Below are 15,935 nucleotides of genomic sequence, written 5' to 3' on the forward strand. Positions count from 1 at the left end.
TTAGGTAATGTTGGGCACAGCTTATTCTTTCTCTTTTCGCGTCAATACTATCTGGGTCAGAGTTTCTTTTTTCTTTGGGTCAAATATTGTCAAATTCACTGACGGATAGTCCGTTCGACTCTCATTAAGCTCGAACAAGTATTCTTTATTGTTCTGATTCGCTAAACAGACTTTTGCGTTGTATTCAAATCCCGTGGAGTCAACACTAACAATATCTGCTACCCACCTGCAGTAAATGTCGAAGATCAGAGTATCGGACTCGCGAGTTTTTAAGTCTCCAGCCCCGTATACGAATGTCGCTTGTATCAATTCAGTTCCGACAAACCCCGTGAAGATAAAGTCCAAAGAGTGGAGCATACCATCTTCTGAGTTCTCGAAGTGAAACTCTTTTCCTATCTCTTTCTCTTCTCTGATTTCCGTATACAGCTGTCCTGTTGCACCAGTGCTTAGTGTGATTAAAAATATCAGATTTAACAGCTCCTTCATTTTTTATTGTGCCCAACATTCCAATAAGCGCAACAGTTGCGTTTATTTCACCTATATCCATATACTTTCCAAAAGCTTTTTGAAAAGTCTATGATCCATAGAATGTTCTAAATACAAGTATAAGAAATTATAAGACAGGCTATTTAAGCTCTGGCCGATTATATACGAATGTTGCTTCGTACCGTAGGCGTAGAATGGAGTTACACGATTAATTATACGTATAATAATACGTGTAATTTTATTGTACACTTATTAGCAGGCCTGTTTCGGCTCCCACCTAACCAGTCCAAATCTCCCAGCTCATCTCTGCCTGGATTTTAAGCATGCTCAATCCATTTACCACAATAGCTCCTTTTTCCTTTCCTCTGCGCAGAAATTCTGTTTCCGCAGGGTTGTAGGTAAGGTCGTAGAGCAAGTGTTCCGAAGTCAAATATTCATAGGGAATATCCGGAAAACTGGAAACATCGGGATACATGCCCAATGGAGTTGTATTAACAATCAGCTTAAAGGCGTTGATAGCATTTTGGTTTATTTCTGAATAACCCAGCTGCCCTTCTTCGGGCGTTCTGCTTGCAAGCACTACATCGAGCCCTGTTTGCCGTAAGGCATACGCCACAGCTTTTGACGCACCGCCCGTACCGAGTATTAGCGCACGCTCCATGCCGTGAGCTAGAAATGGTTTTATGCTATTGCTAAATCCACCGGCATCAGTATTAAAACCAATCGTTTTTCCGTTGCTAACGCGAATGCTGTTCACCGAACCAATTTCTTTGGCGCTGGGATCAACTTCATCCAAAAATGGAATGATAACCGTTTTGTACGGAATGGTGACGCTCAAGCCCAGAAGGTTTGGGTTTTCGGAAAGGATCTTTGGAAAAACATCAATCGTTTCGAGTTCAAAGTTTTGGAAACGAGCGTCAATCTGCTCCTTTTCAAACTTTTCACGAAAGTAGGCCTCCGAAAAGGAATGCTTTAAGGTTTTGCCGATAAGGCCGTAGAGATCCATATTACGCCTTTTTTGTAGCGACTTTTTCCAAAATGAAAATAATCGCTATGCCTACAACCGCCATGATAATTGCCACAGTGAGCTGCGATGGCTCGCCAGTTAGGCTGGTATAAGTACCGGGAAGAATATTCTCTTCTACCAGTGCAATTTTCTGCTCATTGGCTTCACCCGGATGTTTTACGAACCACTCAAGCACATTTTTCCAGGGCCAGATTTTATTTAGCGAGCCCAGCAGGAATCCGGCGAGGGTAGCCACCGTAATATCGTGAAACCGGCTGAACATAAATTTCAGAAACTTGCTAAAAACCAAGAGCCCCGTTACTGCGCCTGCAATAAAAACGAGGATGGTGGTAATATCGCGGTCATTGAGCGCTGTGAGAACTGTGAAATAAGATCCGAGTAAAATCAAGATAAAACTTCCTGAAATTCCAGGGAGAATCATGGCACAAATGGCAATCATTCCCGAAATAAAGAGATACCATGTGGCTCCAGGTTCGGTAACGGGTGGCAAATCTGTAAGCAGCCAGGCAATAATGGCGCCGGCGGCAAAGGCAAAGTAGCGCGAACCGCTCCAGTTTTTAACCTTTTTGGCTACGAGCGGAATGCTGGCGAGAATTAATCCAAAAAAGAATGACCAGGTGCCTATAGGTTCATTTTCCAGAAGGTAAGAAATAAGTTTTGACAAGCTTAAAATGCTGATGGCAATGCCACCCAGCACAGCGAGCAGGAAGTTGCCATTCATCGCTTTCCAAAAAGGCTTAATACCTTGCTTAAAAAGAATGCCGATTGTTTTAAAATTTACACGGCTTATGGTATCAATAAGCTCTTCGTAAATACCTGAAATAAAGGCTATTGTTCCTCCTGAAACACCGGGAACAACATCGGCAGCACCCATACCCATACCTTTGAGCACCAGGAGCGAATAATCTTTTACACTACGCATCAGTATACAATTATTTTAGGGTCAATATCAAGAGCCCAGGCTGCAATTCCGCCCTCTAGGTGATATACATTCTCAAAACCTTTGTCGGTTTCGAGAGCATGAACCATCGCAGTGGCACGGGCACCGCTTCTGCAATGAATTACTACCATACAGTCTTTTCTAATCTTGTCGCAATGATCCATTACTTCGGCCATGCGGATGTGATCGCCACCAATATTTCCCGAGTCAACCTCGTAGTTTTCGCGAATGTCAATAATCTGAATGGTCTCTCCGGCATCTAGCTTTTCCTTCAGCTCTTTTGGAGTAATTTCTTTCATGATTCTTTTGATTTCAGAGTGATGATTGTGATGATTTCAGATTTAGGCCGCAAAGCTCGGTGGTTCATTGATGCGTGGCCTTGGCGATTTATCACGAGGCGTTAATTTCAGATTTAAGCCGTACCTTATTTTAAATGAAAAACTAAGTCCATGCCAATAATCACTAGCCTATTGCCTATTGCTAATTGATTTGCCTATTGCCTATTGCCAATTGAACTTATGGTCTAAAAGAACTTGCCTCTTCCGGCAGGTACTCAAAGAAAGTATCGCCACGCAGTCCTAAACGCAAAGTTTCCAATGGAATAACATCAAAAGGTGCAATATTCCCCAAATTTACATTAGCGCCAATAAGTTTAATAAACCAAACCTGCTGTGCTTTTTGAGGTGCTTCCCAAAGGATATCTTCAGCGGCTACCTTAGCCAGAATTTTGTTTACCAACACCACGTGAGCCGTTCCGTTTGGTCTGTAAATCCCTACGTTTCCGCTTTCGCGTGCTTCGGCAATTACCTTCCAACTTCCGGCTTTAAGCTCGGTATCCATCATTTTAACCCATTTTGCAGGAGCAATAAGAATACCTTCTTCTTTTGATCCTACTTCAGAGAGCACTCTGTAGTTCTTAGCAAGAGTAGAAATATGTTCAAGTTTCACGTCGTGCTCAAGGTGTATACTTCCATCAGATACTTCTACCGTTTCCAAACTCAACTCATCGAGCAGTCGGCGGAAATCGTCAAACATATTTCGGGCAATAAAAGCTTCAAAAAGAGTTCCGCCCAAATATACTTTCATATCATTGTCGTGATAGAGTTTAATCTTGGCTTTCAGGTCTTTGGTGAGGTAAGATGTACCAAACCCAAGTTTTACTATATCGGTAAGTGTTCCGTTGGCATCCAGAAAATTTTCTGCGCTCCTAAGGCTCAATCCCTTATCCATTACCATGGTTAGGCCATTGGTTCGGGGTCGTTCTGTACGTTCGGGAAGAAAAGGGAGATCAAAGTTCATCTTTGGTATGCGCTTGAGTATGTATATCTAAAAGGGCTGCAATATTGGGAATTAGAATTGACTCTGGAAAGATACTGATGAAATATTTGCACCCTTTAGAATTATCATTCAAAGCAATGGCGAGTACATCGCTGCCATGCTCTATCTTGCCCGCCTTAATTAAGTGTTTGGCTTTTTGCCAGATTAAGTCTAAAGATCCTGTGATTTTCGATTCGCCAAGCTCCAAAGTATCTACTGCTTTTAAATGACCAAGGCTTATTGCCTGAAGATCGGCAAGAGCGATCCACGACTCCTCATCGTCTTCAAAAAGCTCTACCATTTTCTGGTAAACGTCTTCAGCGTCGTCGTTTTTATCACATTTTTCGAGAAGCTCCGCATAAATATGCCAGTTGTCCATATTCAGCTCATCGTATTTCAACGCTTCGCGATACAAGCTGAGACTCTCGGTAAAATTGTTTTCGAAATCCTTTACGGCACCCAGTCCCATTAAGGCATCCACATATTTTGGATCCAGCGTGAGTGCTTCCAAATAATTGGCTTCCGCCAATGACCACATTTCCATCCGCTCATAGCATTCGCCGATAGCGGCATAAACCATAGGATTTTTTGAGTCGTATTCAAGCGATTCCAGATATGCGTCAATGGCTTCCTTATCCCGCTCGCAGCTGGTTAGCATATTGGCATGCAGAATATGCGCGTTTACAAAATCGTCTTTTATTACGAGGCAGTATTCTACAGATTCAATTGCTTTTTCAAAAAGACTTAGCTTTTCAAAGCATAGCGCCAGATTGTACCATCCTACAAAACTGTACGGATATTCATCCACATAATCCTGAAAGAAATCCACGCCATTTTCAAGTTCTTGCGCCATATCGTAGCAGTAGCCCAGTTCAAAAAGGCTCGGCTCGTGCTCGGGGTTTATTTCGAGCGATTGTTTTAAACTTTGAATGGCGCCAGCATAATCTTCTACCATCTCTTGCTCAAAGGCCAGATCGAGGTAGATATCTTCTTTATTTTCAGAAGTGGCATTGAGCGCTTTTATGAGGCATGATTTTGTGCCTTCATAATCGCTTAAATTTCTATGCACCACCGCTTTAAAAAGAAGCATTTCGGTATTAAGCGGTTCTGCGGCTTCCAGATAGTCCAGAATTTCCATTGCCTTTACAGGTTTTTTGCCCAGCAAAAGGGTGTGAGCCTGCTTCAGCAATAGAGCCGAGCTTTGCGGATACAATGACAAACCATGCATTACCGCTTTTCGCGCTTTGTGGTGAACACCACGCTCAATATAGTAATCAACCAGAAATTCAATATCCTCCACATCGAAGAAATACGAATTTCGTGATTTGAGCATTTCTTCAAATTTTTCGATAAGTCTTGGATTAGACTCACTATAAAAATTACTTGAGTACTCCGTCATAGGCTAGTTTATGTGCGTTCCTTGTCAAATTTATAAAAAGACACACCTTTTGTTCCGCTGGAAAATAATTGTTGTTAACAATGAAATGCACAACAACTTTTATGCTTCCATTTTTTATGTTTTCCCAAAGGACATACAAAGGTAATGTATTTAAAATCGAAAAGCACCTATTTACAGTTCAGTCTTCGCGTACTTATTTATGGATTTACAAATTTTAGGGAATGGGTGGTTTGTTAACGTCAAATTTCTCAATTGAATTCGTTATATTGTCTTAATAATAAGGATGCAAATGAAACTTTCGAGGTTTTGAATTGATTTTCTTGATGACCCTGTAAGGCGTCAAATGTCTGTAGTACATGGATTGAAGTGTGTTCAGTCGACCCTGTAAGGTGTCGTACCTTTTTAATGTTCATCCAGTTTAATGAAGTGCGACACCTTACAGGGTCGATTTATGTATATCCGTAATTTATTCTGCTACAAACATGCGACGGCTTAGAGCGTCATCAAAATACTTGCTATTCAATGCCATCGCGCACCCTATCCCTAAAGGGCACCACCGCACATCTCTTGCAAGGGAATAATTGTAATCATAAAGATGCCACCTCACCACGATCTGAAGATTATCTGAAATAATGCTTCTCGAAGAATGATAATGTGTGCGGTGGAAGCTCTCCTTCAGGGGCTGGGGGTGTGCGATAGTTTTGATTAGCAGTCAATTATGTTTATTAAATTTGAAATGTTTAGTTCTCTAATACTATGAGCGCGGAGATTAGTCAGTAGCTAAGAACGCTTCCCGCCATGTTGAAACTAAGTCAGAGGAAAGGATTCATGGATAGTTTGAAAAGAGCAATATATCAGAATTCCAAAACTGAAAAAATCACAGCACCACTCTTTTGGATAGGTTAAAAGTGAATAAAATAGAAGCGACAAATGCCGATGATCATAAGTGGAATCATACCTTTGCGTAAAATTTTTTGATTTGACACTAATAAAATCCATTTCCGGAATTCGCGGAACCATCGGCGGTAAGCCAGGCAATAATCTTACGCCGGTTGATATTGTGAAATTTGCTGCCGCTTACGGCGAAATGCTGAAGAAAGCTCATCCCGGTAAGCATCTTAAAGTTGTACTAGGACGCGATGCGCGTATATCTGGTCAAATGGTTTCTTCGCTTGTATCATCTACTTTGACCGGTCAGGGAATAAACGTTATTGACTTGGGCTTGAGCACTACCCCAACTGTAGAAATCGCCGTTCCGCTTGAAAAGGCAGATGGTGGAATTATTCTAACCGCAAGCCATAACCCCGAGCAGTGGAATGCACTGAAACTCCTTGATAATCGCGGGGAGTTTATTTCGGCGGAAGCTGGACAATCCATTATTGATACAGCTGAAAATGAAGATTTTGAATTTGCCGAAGTGCGTGCACTTGGCACTTATTCAATAGATGATTCGTATTTGCAAAAGCACATCGACCTGGTACTTAATTATCCGCTTGTAGATGTGGAAGCCATTCGCGAAGCTGATTTTAAAATTGCTGTTGATGCGGTTAATTCATCCGGAGGGATATTTGTTCCGGCCTTGCTCGAAGCGCTTGGTGTTACACAGATTGAGAAATTGTACTGCGATCCTACGGGAGAGTTTCCGCATAATCCGGAGCCGCTTCCGGCGCACTTAACCGATCTTTCTGATGCGGTGAGTTTACAAGAATGCGACCTCGGAATTACGGTAGATCCCGATGTAGACAGATTGGCTTTTGTTTGCGAAAACGGAGAGGTTTTTGGCGAGGAATATACCCTCGTTGCAGTAGCAGATTATGTGCTTTCGCAGCGAAAGGGAAGTGCGGTTTCTAATCTTTCTTCTACCAGAGCTTTGCGCGATGTGGCAGAGAAGCACGGCGGAAAATATTTCGCATCGGCAGTAGGCGAAGTGAACGTGGTAAATACCATGAAAGCCGAACAAGCCGTAATAGGTGGTGAAGGAAATGGGGGAGTAATTGTACCTGATTTTCATTATGGTAGAGATGCGCTGATTGGAATTGGCTTGTTTCTGACTCATTTGGCAAAAACCGGAATGTCTATGCTCGATCTACGCGATTCTCTTCCACAATATTTTATTTCGAAGAATAAAATTGATCTCACTCCGCAAATTGATGTGGATGCCGTTTTAGACCAAGTTGCCGAGAAGTATAAAAATGAATCGGTGAACCGGATAGACGGAGTGAAAATTGATTTTGCCGATGGATGGGTACATCTGCGAAAATCAAATACCGAACCCATTATTCGCATTTATGCCGAACACGCTTCAGAGCAGGAAGCAATCCAACTGGCAAATAGAATCATAGCCGATATTAAAGCGGTAATTTCGTAAATTTGCACCCGCTAAGCCGATAGTACAATGAAAGTATATCTCGATAATGCCGCTACAACGCCTATGGCACCAGAAGTGCTTGAGGCAATGATGCCATTTTTTACCACACATTTCGGTAATCCTTCCAGCACCCACCAATTTGGACGAACGGTAAAGTCGGCAGTAGAAACGGCGCGAAAGAGTATAGCCCGTCAGCTTAATTGCTCGCCGATGGAAATTTGCTTTACTTCGGGTGGAACAGAGGCAGACAATATGGCCATAAATGGCGCCGTGAGTCAGCTTGGAGTGCGCCACATTATATCTTCGGAGGTAGAACATCACGCTGTGCTACATACTGTTGCCCATTGCCATACTGACCGCGATATTCGCATTAGTATGGTAGATCTCGACAAGCAGGGGCATGTGAATATTGCGCATTTGCGAAAGCTTCTTGCCGATTCTGAAGAAAAAACGCTTGTTTCGCTTATGCATGCCAACAATGAAATTGGTACCATGATAGATTTGGATGAGATAGGTGATATATGTGCAGAATACGGTGCTCTATTTCATTCGGACACCGTGCAAACGATGGGACATTTCAAACTGGATATGGCCAAAACCAAAGTGCATTTTATTACTGGTGCTGCTCATAAATTTCACGGTCCCAAAGGTGTTGGATTTTTATATTTGAGCAAAGATGTTCATATAGAACCCCTTATACGCGGTGGGTCGCAGGAGCGAAATATGCGTGCCGGAACCGAAAATATTTACGGAATTGTTGGTATGGCAAAAGCGCTTGAAATGGCTTGCGCCGATATAGAAGGGCATCAAAAATACGTGCAAGGGTTGAAAGATTATATGAAGAAACAACTCTGTGAAAAGGTGCGTAATGTGACCGTTAACGGGTGCGAAGACCGAAGTCTTTATACTGTTTTAAATGTAAAGCTGCCCCCGACTGATAATGCCTCAATGCTTCTGTTTTTGATGGATATAGACGGTATAGCCTGCTCTGGCGGGAGTGCCTGCAGCAGCGGAAGCAATCAGGGCAGCCATGTTTTGCGCGCTCTGCACGTAGATCAAAAATCACCAAATGTTCGTTTTTCTTTTAGCCGATATACTACCCGCGAAGAGATTGATTATGCGGTAGAGCGCCTTGTGCACCATTTGAATCCAATACCAGTAATGCATTAAATTTTGCACTATTTTAGTTCTGTCCGGCTTGTTTCTATGCCAAATTTTAGATTTCATTTGCATAACAATCGTTCTGTGCAAAAGTCGTAGCGGATTGAAAATACTCAAATTTCACCTACACTTTCAGAAAGCAAGGGGTTTGCTTCATTCGAATGAGCCATTTCAGCTATGGAAACTCCCTGATTTTTAAAGAGATCTCACTTCAATTAACTTGTAAGGTAAGAATTCTTTTTCGAATAAAACATGATAATTGTCTTGTTTTAAGTTGATGTCCATCATTTCTTATGGATTGACTGCCCTGTACATTTACACTTTCAATACAAGAAAGGAATACATTAAAAACGAACCTCTTAAAAACAACAATATCATGAAGTACACATTAATCTTATTCTCCTTGTTTGCATTTTCAATCTCATTGAGTGCGCAGGAGTATCAATCAAATCAGTCTGAAAGTTCTATGAAGGTTTCAGGCACGTCAACCCTGCACGACTGGCATATGGATGTAGAGTCATTTACCGCTAAGGCGAGCTTAAATGGTGAATCTCTGGAAAACGCTCGCTTTACAGCTGAAGTGAAGTCTATGAAAAGCGGAACCTCTTCAATGGACGACAATACCTACGAGGCCATGAAAGAGGAGGATTATCCACGTATCAGTTTTCAGTCAAGTTCAATTTCAGGAAAAGAAGGAAAGCTTACTATAAAAGGTAATCTAACCATCGCGGGAGTTACCAAACCAATAACAATGAACACAACCCTGGAGAAATGGGCAGAAAAAAGCATGACTGTAAAAGGTAAATATACCTTTAAAATGTCAGAATTCGGAATTGACCCTCCACGGGCAATGCTCGGAACTATACGCACCGGCGACGAAATTACCATTGATTTTAACCTTGTTTTATACAAATAATATTAAGCTAAAAAGAACCTAATCATTTATCTAAAAAATCAAATTATGAAAACTAAGAAGGTATTAATTACCCTGATGATTGCAGCATTTACGAGTCCACTTTTGGCGCAGCTGCAACCCGATTTACAATACTTCAGACCCAATGATCAGCGTGGAATCAACGTGTTTGAAACCAGCAAAACCGATACCGTTGGCTTCGATGGTGTGAAAGTACGTGTAGGTGGCGATTTTGCGCTACAGTTTCAGTCGCTAGACCATTCAAATGAAAACAATACTTTAATAGATCTGGGTTCGAATTTTAACCTACCCACTGCCAACTTAAATCTGAATGCTCAACTTTACGACGGGATGCGCTTGCATTTAAGAACCTACCTGTCTTCTCGTCACCACGCTGAATCATGGGTTAAAGGTGGTTACCTTCAGGTCGATAAACTTGATTTTATAAAAGAAGGTTTTCTTAAAGGGTTTATGGATATCGCCACAATCCGAGTAGGGATGGACGAATTTGGATATGGTGATTTGGTATATCGAAGAACGGATAATGCAAGTGCCATTTACAATCCATTTATAGGCAATTACATTATGGACTCTTTCTCTACAGAAGCATTTGGTGAAGTAATTGTACAAAAAAACGGCTTCCTGGGGTTGGTTGGTTTGACAAACGGAAAACTTAATCAGAGTGTTGTGATAAACGACAAATCGGACAACCAGCCATCGATTTTCGCAAAGCTGGGGTATGATAAACAAGTGAATGAAGACTTGCGCGTACGACTTACTGCAAGCATTTATACCAATGGTGGAGAAACAACGGGCCAGTGGATGTACAATGGCGATAGAGCAGGAGCCCGTTACTACAAAGTGATGCACGACACATCAGGCGCAGGAAGTGACTTTGACCCACGCTTTAATCCCAATTTTAGACAAATGACTGCGATACAAATAAATCCTTTCGTAAAATACAAAGGATTGGAGTTCTTCGGAGTATATGAAATTGTTTCGGGAACAACTCTTGCTGCATTGAGCAACTCTGAGCTTGGCGACGGAAGCTATACACAGTTGGGTGCTGAACTTTTATATCGCTTTGGAACGAACGAAAACTTATATGTTGGAGGACGCTACAATATGGTGAGCGGAGAATCAACCGGGGTGTCTAAAACCAATGAAATCGATAGATTAAATTTAGGATTGGGCTGGTTTATGACCAAAAATGTGCTTGCTAAAATTGAATATATGAATCAGAACTATTCAGGAGATGGATACATTGGGTCTCGATTTGAAAATGGAAACATTCAAGGGATAATGATCGAAGCAGTTATAGGTTTCTAAAAAGTCCTTAAAATCAATTATTACGCTACCTCTCAAATATTTGGGGGGTAGTTTTTTTGCTTAGAATCGAGGTGCTTTCCTGATTTGAATAAGATTTTCGACCATAAAAGGATTTCAGAATAGTTCCTTATCTAAGCTTAATCGAAAAAGAAATTTCTATTGAGTCGTCTGTGTGCACTGCGCCAAATAATTTGGTTGGAGGCTCAATTTGAAATTTTGTCATAAGCACATTATGCATGCCCGTAAGTGTCAGGTGATTATTGGTATTAGTTATTAAAGCGTGCTCAATATATTCATGCTGTGCATAGCCCGCTATGAGCAGCGTAATATATGCGCTAATCATTTGTGAGCCATTTTGTTTATGAGGTTCTATAGCCGTTACCTTATTGATTTTCATGGTGATGTATGGAAATTCTTTCTCTTTTAAGGAGGTTTTCAAATCGCTGGTCATAAGGCTTTTGTCACAGATAAAATCAGCCACGCAAAACTTCAATTCCATACCTTCAAACAATTCCGCACCAGTCTTTGTGTCTAATACATAAGACAGAGTATCATTTGAATCCAGCTCAGCTAATTGACATATAAAGTCGCTAATATTTGTGTTTCCTGATATTTCCAGCTGGGCAGATTCAAGAATAACGGGATGTAATTTGTTTTGACCGTGAAGCACTGTCGGAAAACAGAAAGTAGCTAGTAATCCAAAAATGCTTAGTGCATGTTTTTGACTCTGCGAAATAAAGATGTGTCTTTTACTTTCCATTATCAAAACCGCGCAAACGTTACAGAAGTCGTTATTTAACTGTCCTGGTTTGCTATTGGTTAAAGTTAAGCTTTCACATCCATATCTCAACACTTTCTCAGATTTAGCTTGCGGACTTTAACAAATGCAGTTTCCTGATTCTGTTCTAGAAAAATCTTAAGGTAAAAAGTATGCCAATTGAAATACTATTTGCCCTCCTTATCCTTGACCAGTTCAGGATTTTTTTCATCAAAAAGATCTGGGTCAAATCCAAAAAGTTTATTCTTTTTGATCATGACATCTACATAGTTTGGCACCATTTTCTCCCAGCCCGACTCGCCAGATTTGATCAAGTTTAATGCTTCACGACTTTGAATAGCAAGTACTTCTGGGTCGTATCCTTTTAGATCAACCACCCTTCCATTAAAAATCAAATAGTCGTACAGCGGGCGTATGCGTGGGTGTATAGGCATGTTTTTGCTAGACATAATTTCTTCGTCATCAGCACCTTTAGAAGGATAGAGATAAACTTTGAGATCGCGCGTAAACAGAATTCCAAAAGCTTCGAGTATTCCGCCATTCAGCTCTCGGTAGTACTTCTCGTCAAATAGCTCTATCATATTGGTGACGCCCATAATCAACCCCATTCGCTTATTGGTAAACGTAGAGAAATATTGAATGAGCTTGAAATATTCCTGATAGTTTGAAATCAGTACCGTTTGACCAAGCGAGCAAAGTATATCTGCCCGGTCGAGAAAATCCTGCTCATCAATATCACCATCTACACGCAGATTATTCAGCGTTATTTCAAAAAGTACCTGCAAGTTGTCAGAATCAACGCGCTGCTCCTTCACAAAAGCGTTGTAACCGTTAATGATCATGTCGATATTCACCTTGGTTACAGGTCTAAAGCTTCCGCGAATGGCGAGAATATTTTTTTTGTAGAGCAAATCTGCCGGCTGAAGATTTTTTCCGTCAGGGCTAAAAATCACCGCGTCGGTCATTCCGTTTTTAACCAGCTGAAGGCTTAGCAACCTATTGTCGAGGGTTTCAAAATCAGGGCCATTCATAGAAACCATATCGACTTCTATCTGGTCGCGTTGTAAATTATCGTAAAGCGATTTGAGAAACTCACGCGGATTTTGATAGTAAAAATAGCAACCATAGAGCATATTAACGCCTACTACTCCAATTGTTTCCTGCTGCTGTGCCGCCTCATTTTCGTGAAGCTGCACGTGTAGAATCACTTCATTCGGCGATTTTTCAGGGCTAGTTTGAAACTTTATTCCCAGCCAGCCGTGACCCTTAAAGCGTTTTTTAAAGTCGATTGTGGCTACCGTATTGGCAAACGAAAAAAACTTTTTTCCCGGATGTTTTTCTCTGTCCAGGCGCTCTTCAATCAGCGCGTACTCGTGATTGATCATTTTGCGCAATCGCGTCTCACATACGTAGCGGTTCTTATCCTCATGCCCGTAAATGGCATCGCTTACATCTTTGTCGTATGCCGACATGGTTTTAGCGATAGTGCCCGAGGCCCCTCCCGCTCTAAAGAAATGGCGAACGACCTCCTGGCCTGCGCCAATTTCAGCAAAAGTTCCATAAATAGCAGGATCGAGATTTACCCGAAGCGCTTTTTGTTTGGCAGTGAGAATTACTCTTTCCAAAGTTATTTTTTGGTTTATAGTGAGAAGTGCTACAAAACTAAGGCCTTTAACGCAAACAACATAGATTTTAGCATCCTTTTTGGATTGCGTTAGTTTAAATGATCTTCTTAGTTTTGTGCAACTCTATGAAATTAACTTTTCTCGGCACCGGAACATCACAGGGAATTCCTGTAATAGGATGTAAATGCGAGGTATGCACTTCTGTGGATGTGCGTGACGATCGCTTGCGCACCTCTGCAATGATTGAGATTGATCAAAAAATTCTGGTGATTGATACCGGTCCTGATTTTAGACAGCAAATGCTCCGCGCAAAACCGGGAAGGGTTGATGCCGTAATATTTACACACGAGCATAAAGATCATGTTGCAGGGCTCGACGACATCAGACCCTTTAATTTTCAAACCGGAATGCCCCTGAATGTCTATGCTTCCGATAGGGTAGAAGAGGCTTTAAAGCGCGAATATCATTATGTGTTTAATGATGCTTTAAAATATCCGGGTGTACCCGAAGTAAACCTTCACAAAATCTCTGCACAGTCTGCATTCTCTATTGGTGACACCGAAATTATACCCATTGAAGTCCTTCATTATAAACTACCTGTTTTGGGTTTTCGAATCAAGGATATGGCCTATATTACAGACGCCAACTTTATTTCTGAAAAGGAGAAAGTAAAGCTTCAAGGCCTTGACGTGCTAGTGCTAAACGCTTTGCGCAAAAAGACCCATATTTCACATTTTAACCTACAGGAAGCCATTGATCTTTCGCAAGAACTCGGAGCAAAACGTACCTATCTCACTCATATTTCACATCTTATGGGTAAGCATGAAGATGTGAGCAAGGAGCTTCCGCCAAATGTCTTTTTGGCTTATGATGGTCTTGTGGTTGATTGCTAGATTCAATTACGAATTACGAATGTCGAATTACGAATGTTGAATTACGAATGTTGAATTTAGCCTAGCACACCACTCCCAAGAACCAACCGAATTCCCTTTTCACCTTCGCGAGACAAAAAAGGTAAGCGTAGCGAACATCTCCCCAAAAAACTCCACCCCAATTCTCCTTTGCGTCTTTGCGCCTTGGCGAGACCTAATGCGAAGTGCGAAGCACAAGCATACAAACCCTAACGCCAAATGCGTCATCCTTGATTTGCGCCTTAAAACTCACAATGTCCCGGAGTTCGAGGAAAAGGAATGACATCGCGGATATTGGTCATGCCTGTTACAAACATCACCAGCCTTTCAAAACCAAGTCCAAAACCTGCATGTTCACAGGTTCCGAATTTTCTGGTTTCTATATACCACCACACGTGCTCTTCTTCAATTCCCATTTCTTTGCAGCGGCGCAAAAGTACATCTAGCCGCTCTTCACGCTGCGATCCTCCGGTTATTTCGCCAACTCCCGGAAATAAAACATCCATTGCAGCCACTGTTTTATTGTCGTCATTCAAGCGCATGTAAAATGCTTTAAACGATGCCGGATAATCGGTAATGATAACCGGTTTTTCAAAATGCTTTTCTACCAGAAAGCGTTCGTGCTCGCTTTGCAAATCAGTGCCCCATTCAACCGGAAATTTGAACTTTTTCTTTTTGTAAGGTTTTGAGTTGCGTAAAATATCAATCGCTTCTGTGTAAGTAATTCGTTGGAATTTATTGCTTTGCACAAATTCGAGTCTTTCGATAAGTCCCATTGGGCGACGCTCATTTTGGGGCAAGCTTTTTTCTTCTTCCGCTTCGCGTTGCGCCAAAAATTCCAAATCGTCTTTGCAGTTTTTTAGCGCGTAGTCAACCAAATATTGAAGAAAATCTTCAACCAGATCCATATTATCAGTTAGGTTGGCAAAAGCTACTTCCGGCTCAATCATCCAAAACTCTGCCAGGTGGCGTGAGGTATTTGAATTCTCTGCTCTAAAAGTAGGGCCAAACGTATAAACCTTCCGCAGTGCAAGCGCGGCAAGCTCTGCTTCCAGTTGTCCCGAAACGGTAAGATTTGTCTCCGATTCAAAAAAGTCTTCCGAAAAATCGACTTTTCCATCTTCGGTTTTTGGCACATTGTTCAAATCGAGCGTGGTTACCCGAAACATTTCACCGGCACCCTCAGCATCAGAACCTGTAATGATGGGACTATGAATATTGAAAAATCCTTTTTCATTGAAATAATTGTGAATCGCAAAACTCAAAGCATGTCGCACTCTAAAAATAGCTCCAAACGTATTGGTTCTAAAACGCAAATGCGCTTTTTCACGCAAGAATTCCATGCTGTGTTTTTTTGGCTGGAGCGGGTATTTCTCCGGATCAGATTCGCCGTTGATTAGAACATCACTTACTTGTATTTCAGCGGTTTGACCTTTTCCCTGCGATTCAATCAGTTTTCCCTTTACGGTAATGGCCGCACCCGTATTTATTTTTCGCAAAAGCGCCTCGTCGTGATTTTCAAAATCGACTACTGCCTGAATGGTGTTTATGGTGCTTCCATCGCTCAATGCGATAAACCGGTTGCTGCGAAAGGTTCGTACCCACGCCGAGAGTTCAACTTCCTGACCTTTTGGGTCGAGGCTTAGAATATCTTTTACACTGCTTTTGCTCATAATAAATT

General features: G+C 41.6%; 14 protein-coding genes. 5 read left to right on the plus strand and 9 right to left on the minus strand.

What is annotated here, in order from left to right:
* Nucleotides 1–21 precede the first annotated feature (21 nt).
* The 6 genes from G3O08_RS06380 to G3O08_RS06405 all read right to left on the minus strand — a co-directional run bounded on the left by G3O08_RS06380 (nucleotide 22) and on the right by G3O08_RS06405 (nucleotide 5,169).
* On the minus strand, nucleotides 22–486 hold the full coding sequence (locus G3O08_RS06380) for a hypothetical protein (protein ID WP_163284013.1): 465 nt from the start codon (nucleotides 484–486) through the stop codon (nucleotides 22–24).
* 277 nt (nucleotides 487–763) lie between these two features.
* Nucleotides 764–1,492: a shikimate dehydrogenase family protein gene (locus G3O08_RS06385; RefSeq protein WP_163284015.1), complete on the minus strand. Its 729-nt coding sequence runs from the start codon at nucleotides 1,490–1,492 to the stop codon at nucleotides 764–766.
* 1 nt (nucleotide 1,493) lies between these two features.
* Nucleotides 1,494–2,435 (minus strand): DUF368 domain-containing protein, encoded by a 942-nt coding sequence (locus tag G3O08_RS06390; protein ID WP_163284017.1) that lies wholly within the window; start codon nucleotides 2,433–2,435, stop codon nucleotides 1,494–1,496.
* The gene (locus tag G3O08_RS06395; RefSeq protein ID WP_163284019.1) at nucleotides 2,435–2,752 is read right to left on the minus strand and encodes a rhodanese-like domain-containing protein; all 318 of its coding nucleotides are present in this window, start codon (nucleotides 2,750–2,752) and stop codon (nucleotides 2,435–2,437) included. Before G3O08_RS06395 ends, G3O08_RS06390 begins: the two co-directional genes overlap by 1 nt.
* 217 nt (nucleotides 2,753–2,969) lie before the next feature.
* Nucleotides 2,970–3,752 (minus strand): phosphosulfolactate synthase, encoded by a 783-nt coding sequence (locus G3O08_RS06400; protein ID WP_163284021.1) that lies wholly within the window; start codon nucleotides 3,750–3,752, stop codon nucleotides 2,970–2,972.
* Nucleotides 3,742–5,169 carry a tetratricopeptide repeat protein gene (locus G3O08_RS06405; RefSeq protein ID WP_163284023.1) on the minus strand — a complete coding sequence of 476 codons (1,428 nt, stop codon included), beginning with the start codon at nucleotides 5,167–5,169 and terminating at the stop codon, nucleotides 3,742–3,744. The genes G3O08_RS06400 and G3O08_RS06405 overlap by 11 nt, the downstream gene beginning before the upstream one ends.
* A 979-nt stretch (nucleotides 5,170–6,148) precedes the next feature.
* Between G3O08_RS06405 and glmM the strand changes: the two genes are divergently transcribed.
* From glmM to G3O08_RS06425, 4 genes are all read left to right on the plus strand, one after another.
* The gene (glmM, locus tag G3O08_RS06410; protein WP_163284025.1) at nucleotides 6,149–7,537 is read left to right on the plus strand and encodes a phosphoglucosamine mutase; all 1,389 of its coding nucleotides are present in this window, start codon (nucleotides 6,149–6,151) and stop codon (nucleotides 7,535–7,537) included.
* 27 nt (nucleotides 7,538–7,564) lie between these two features.
* Nucleotides 7,565–8,707 carry a cysteine desulfurase family protein gene (locus tag G3O08_RS06415; RefSeq protein WP_163284027.1) on the plus strand — a complete coding sequence of 381 codons (1,143 nt, stop codon included), beginning with the start codon at nucleotides 7,565–7,567 and terminating at the stop codon, nucleotides 8,705–8,707.
* 367 nt (nucleotides 8,708–9,074) lie between these two features.
* Nucleotides 9,075–9,614: a YceI family protein gene (locus tag G3O08_RS06420; RefSeq protein WP_163284029.1), complete on the plus strand. Its 540-nt coding sequence runs from the start codon at nucleotides 9,075–9,077 to the stop codon at nucleotides 9,612–9,614.
* A gap of 45 nt (nucleotides 9,615–9,659) precedes the next feature.
* Complete coding sequence (locus tag G3O08_RS06425; protein ID WP_163284031.1) at nucleotides 9,660–10,940, plus strand: hypothetical protein; 1,281 nt, start codon at nucleotides 9,660–9,662, stop codon at nucleotides 10,938–10,940.
* Between the two features lie 127 nt (nucleotides 10,941–11,067).
* Here G3O08_RS06425 and G3O08_RS06430 read toward each other — a convergent pair whose 3' ends face one another.
* Nucleotides 11,068–11,700 carry a hypothetical protein gene (locus G3O08_RS06430; RefSeq protein ID WP_163284033.1) on the minus strand — a complete coding sequence of 211 codons (633 nt, stop codon included), beginning with the start codon at nucleotides 11,698–11,700 and terminating at the stop codon, nucleotides 11,068–11,070.
* 185 nt (nucleotides 11,701–11,885) lie between these two features.
* Entirely contained in the window at nucleotides 11,886–13,343 is a 1,458-nt protein-coding gene (locus G3O08_RS06435) for a TonB-dependent receptor (RefSeq protein WP_204336795.1), read from the minus strand.
* Nucleotides 13,344–13,468: 125 nt separating this feature from the next.
* Between G3O08_RS06435 and G3O08_RS06440 the strand changes: the two genes are divergently transcribed.
* Nucleotides 13,469–14,236: an MBL fold metallo-hydrolase gene (locus G3O08_RS06440; RefSeq protein WP_163284035.1), complete on the plus strand. Its 768-nt coding sequence runs from the start codon at nucleotides 13,469–13,471 to the stop codon at nucleotides 14,234–14,236.
* 260 nt (nucleotides 14,237–14,496) lie between these two features.
* On the opposite strand, the gene asnS is transcribed toward G3O08_RS06440, so the two are convergent.
* Nucleotides 14,497–15,927 (minus strand): asparagine--tRNA ligase, encoded by a 1,431-nt coding sequence (asnS, locus tag G3O08_RS06445; RefSeq protein WP_163284037.1) that lies wholly within the window; start codon nucleotides 15,925–15,927, stop codon nucleotides 14,497–14,499.
* Nucleotides 15,928–15,935 lie beyond the last annotated feature (8 nt).

The sequence above is a fragment of the Cryomorpha ignava genome (assembly GCF_010686655.1).
GTDB classification, from domain to species: domain Bacteria; phylum Bacteroidota; class Bacteroidia; order Flavobacteriales_D; family Cryomorphaceae; genus Cryomorpha; species Cryomorpha ignava.

Coding starts and splice junctions, on each gene's coding strand:
- G3O08_RS06380 (WP_163284013.1), bottom strand. CDS start 486: ATGAAGGAGCTGTTAAATCTGATATTTTTAATCACACTAAGCACTGGT.
- G3O08_RS06385 (WP_163284015.1), bottom strand. CDS start 1,492: ATGGATCTCTACGGCCTTATCGGCAAAACCTTAAAGCATTCCTTTTCG.
- G3O08_RS06390 (WP_163284017.1), bottom strand. CDS start 2,435: ATGCGTAGTGTAAAAGATTATTCGCTCCTGGTGCTCAAAGGTATGGGT.
- G3O08_RS06395 (WP_163284019.1), bottom strand. CDS start 2,752: ATGAAAGAAATTACTCCAAAAGAGCTGAAGGAAAAGCTAGATGCCGGA.
- G3O08_RS06400 (WP_163284021.1), bottom strand. CDS start 3,752: ATGAACTTTGATCTCCCTTTTCTTCCCGAACGTACAGAACGACCCCGA.
- G3O08_RS06405 (WP_163284023.1), bottom strand. CDS start 5,169: ATGACGGAGTACTCAAGTAATTTTTATAGTGAGTCTAATCCAAGACTT.
- G3O08_RS06415 (WP_163284027.1), top strand. CDS start 7,565: ATGAAAGTATATCTCGATAATGCCGCTACAACGCCTATGGCACCAGAA.
- G3O08_RS06420 (WP_163284029.1), top strand. CDS start 9,075: ATGAAGTACACATTAATCTTATTCTCCTTGTTTGCATTTTCAATCTCA.
- G3O08_RS06425 (WP_163284031.1), top strand. CDS start 9,660: ATGAAAACTAAGAAGGTATTAATTACCCTGATGATTGCAGCATTTACG.
- G3O08_RS06430 (WP_163284033.1), bottom strand. CDS start 11,700: ATGGAAAGTAAAAGACACATCTTTATTTCGCAGAGTCAAAAACATGCA.
- G3O08_RS06440 (WP_163284035.1), top strand. CDS start 13,469: ATGAAATTAACTTTTCTCGGCACCGGAACATCACAGGGAATTCCTGTA.
- asnS (WP_163284037.1), bottom strand. CDS start 15,927: ATGAGCAAAAGCAGTGTAAAAGATATTCTAAGCCTCGACCCAAAAGGT.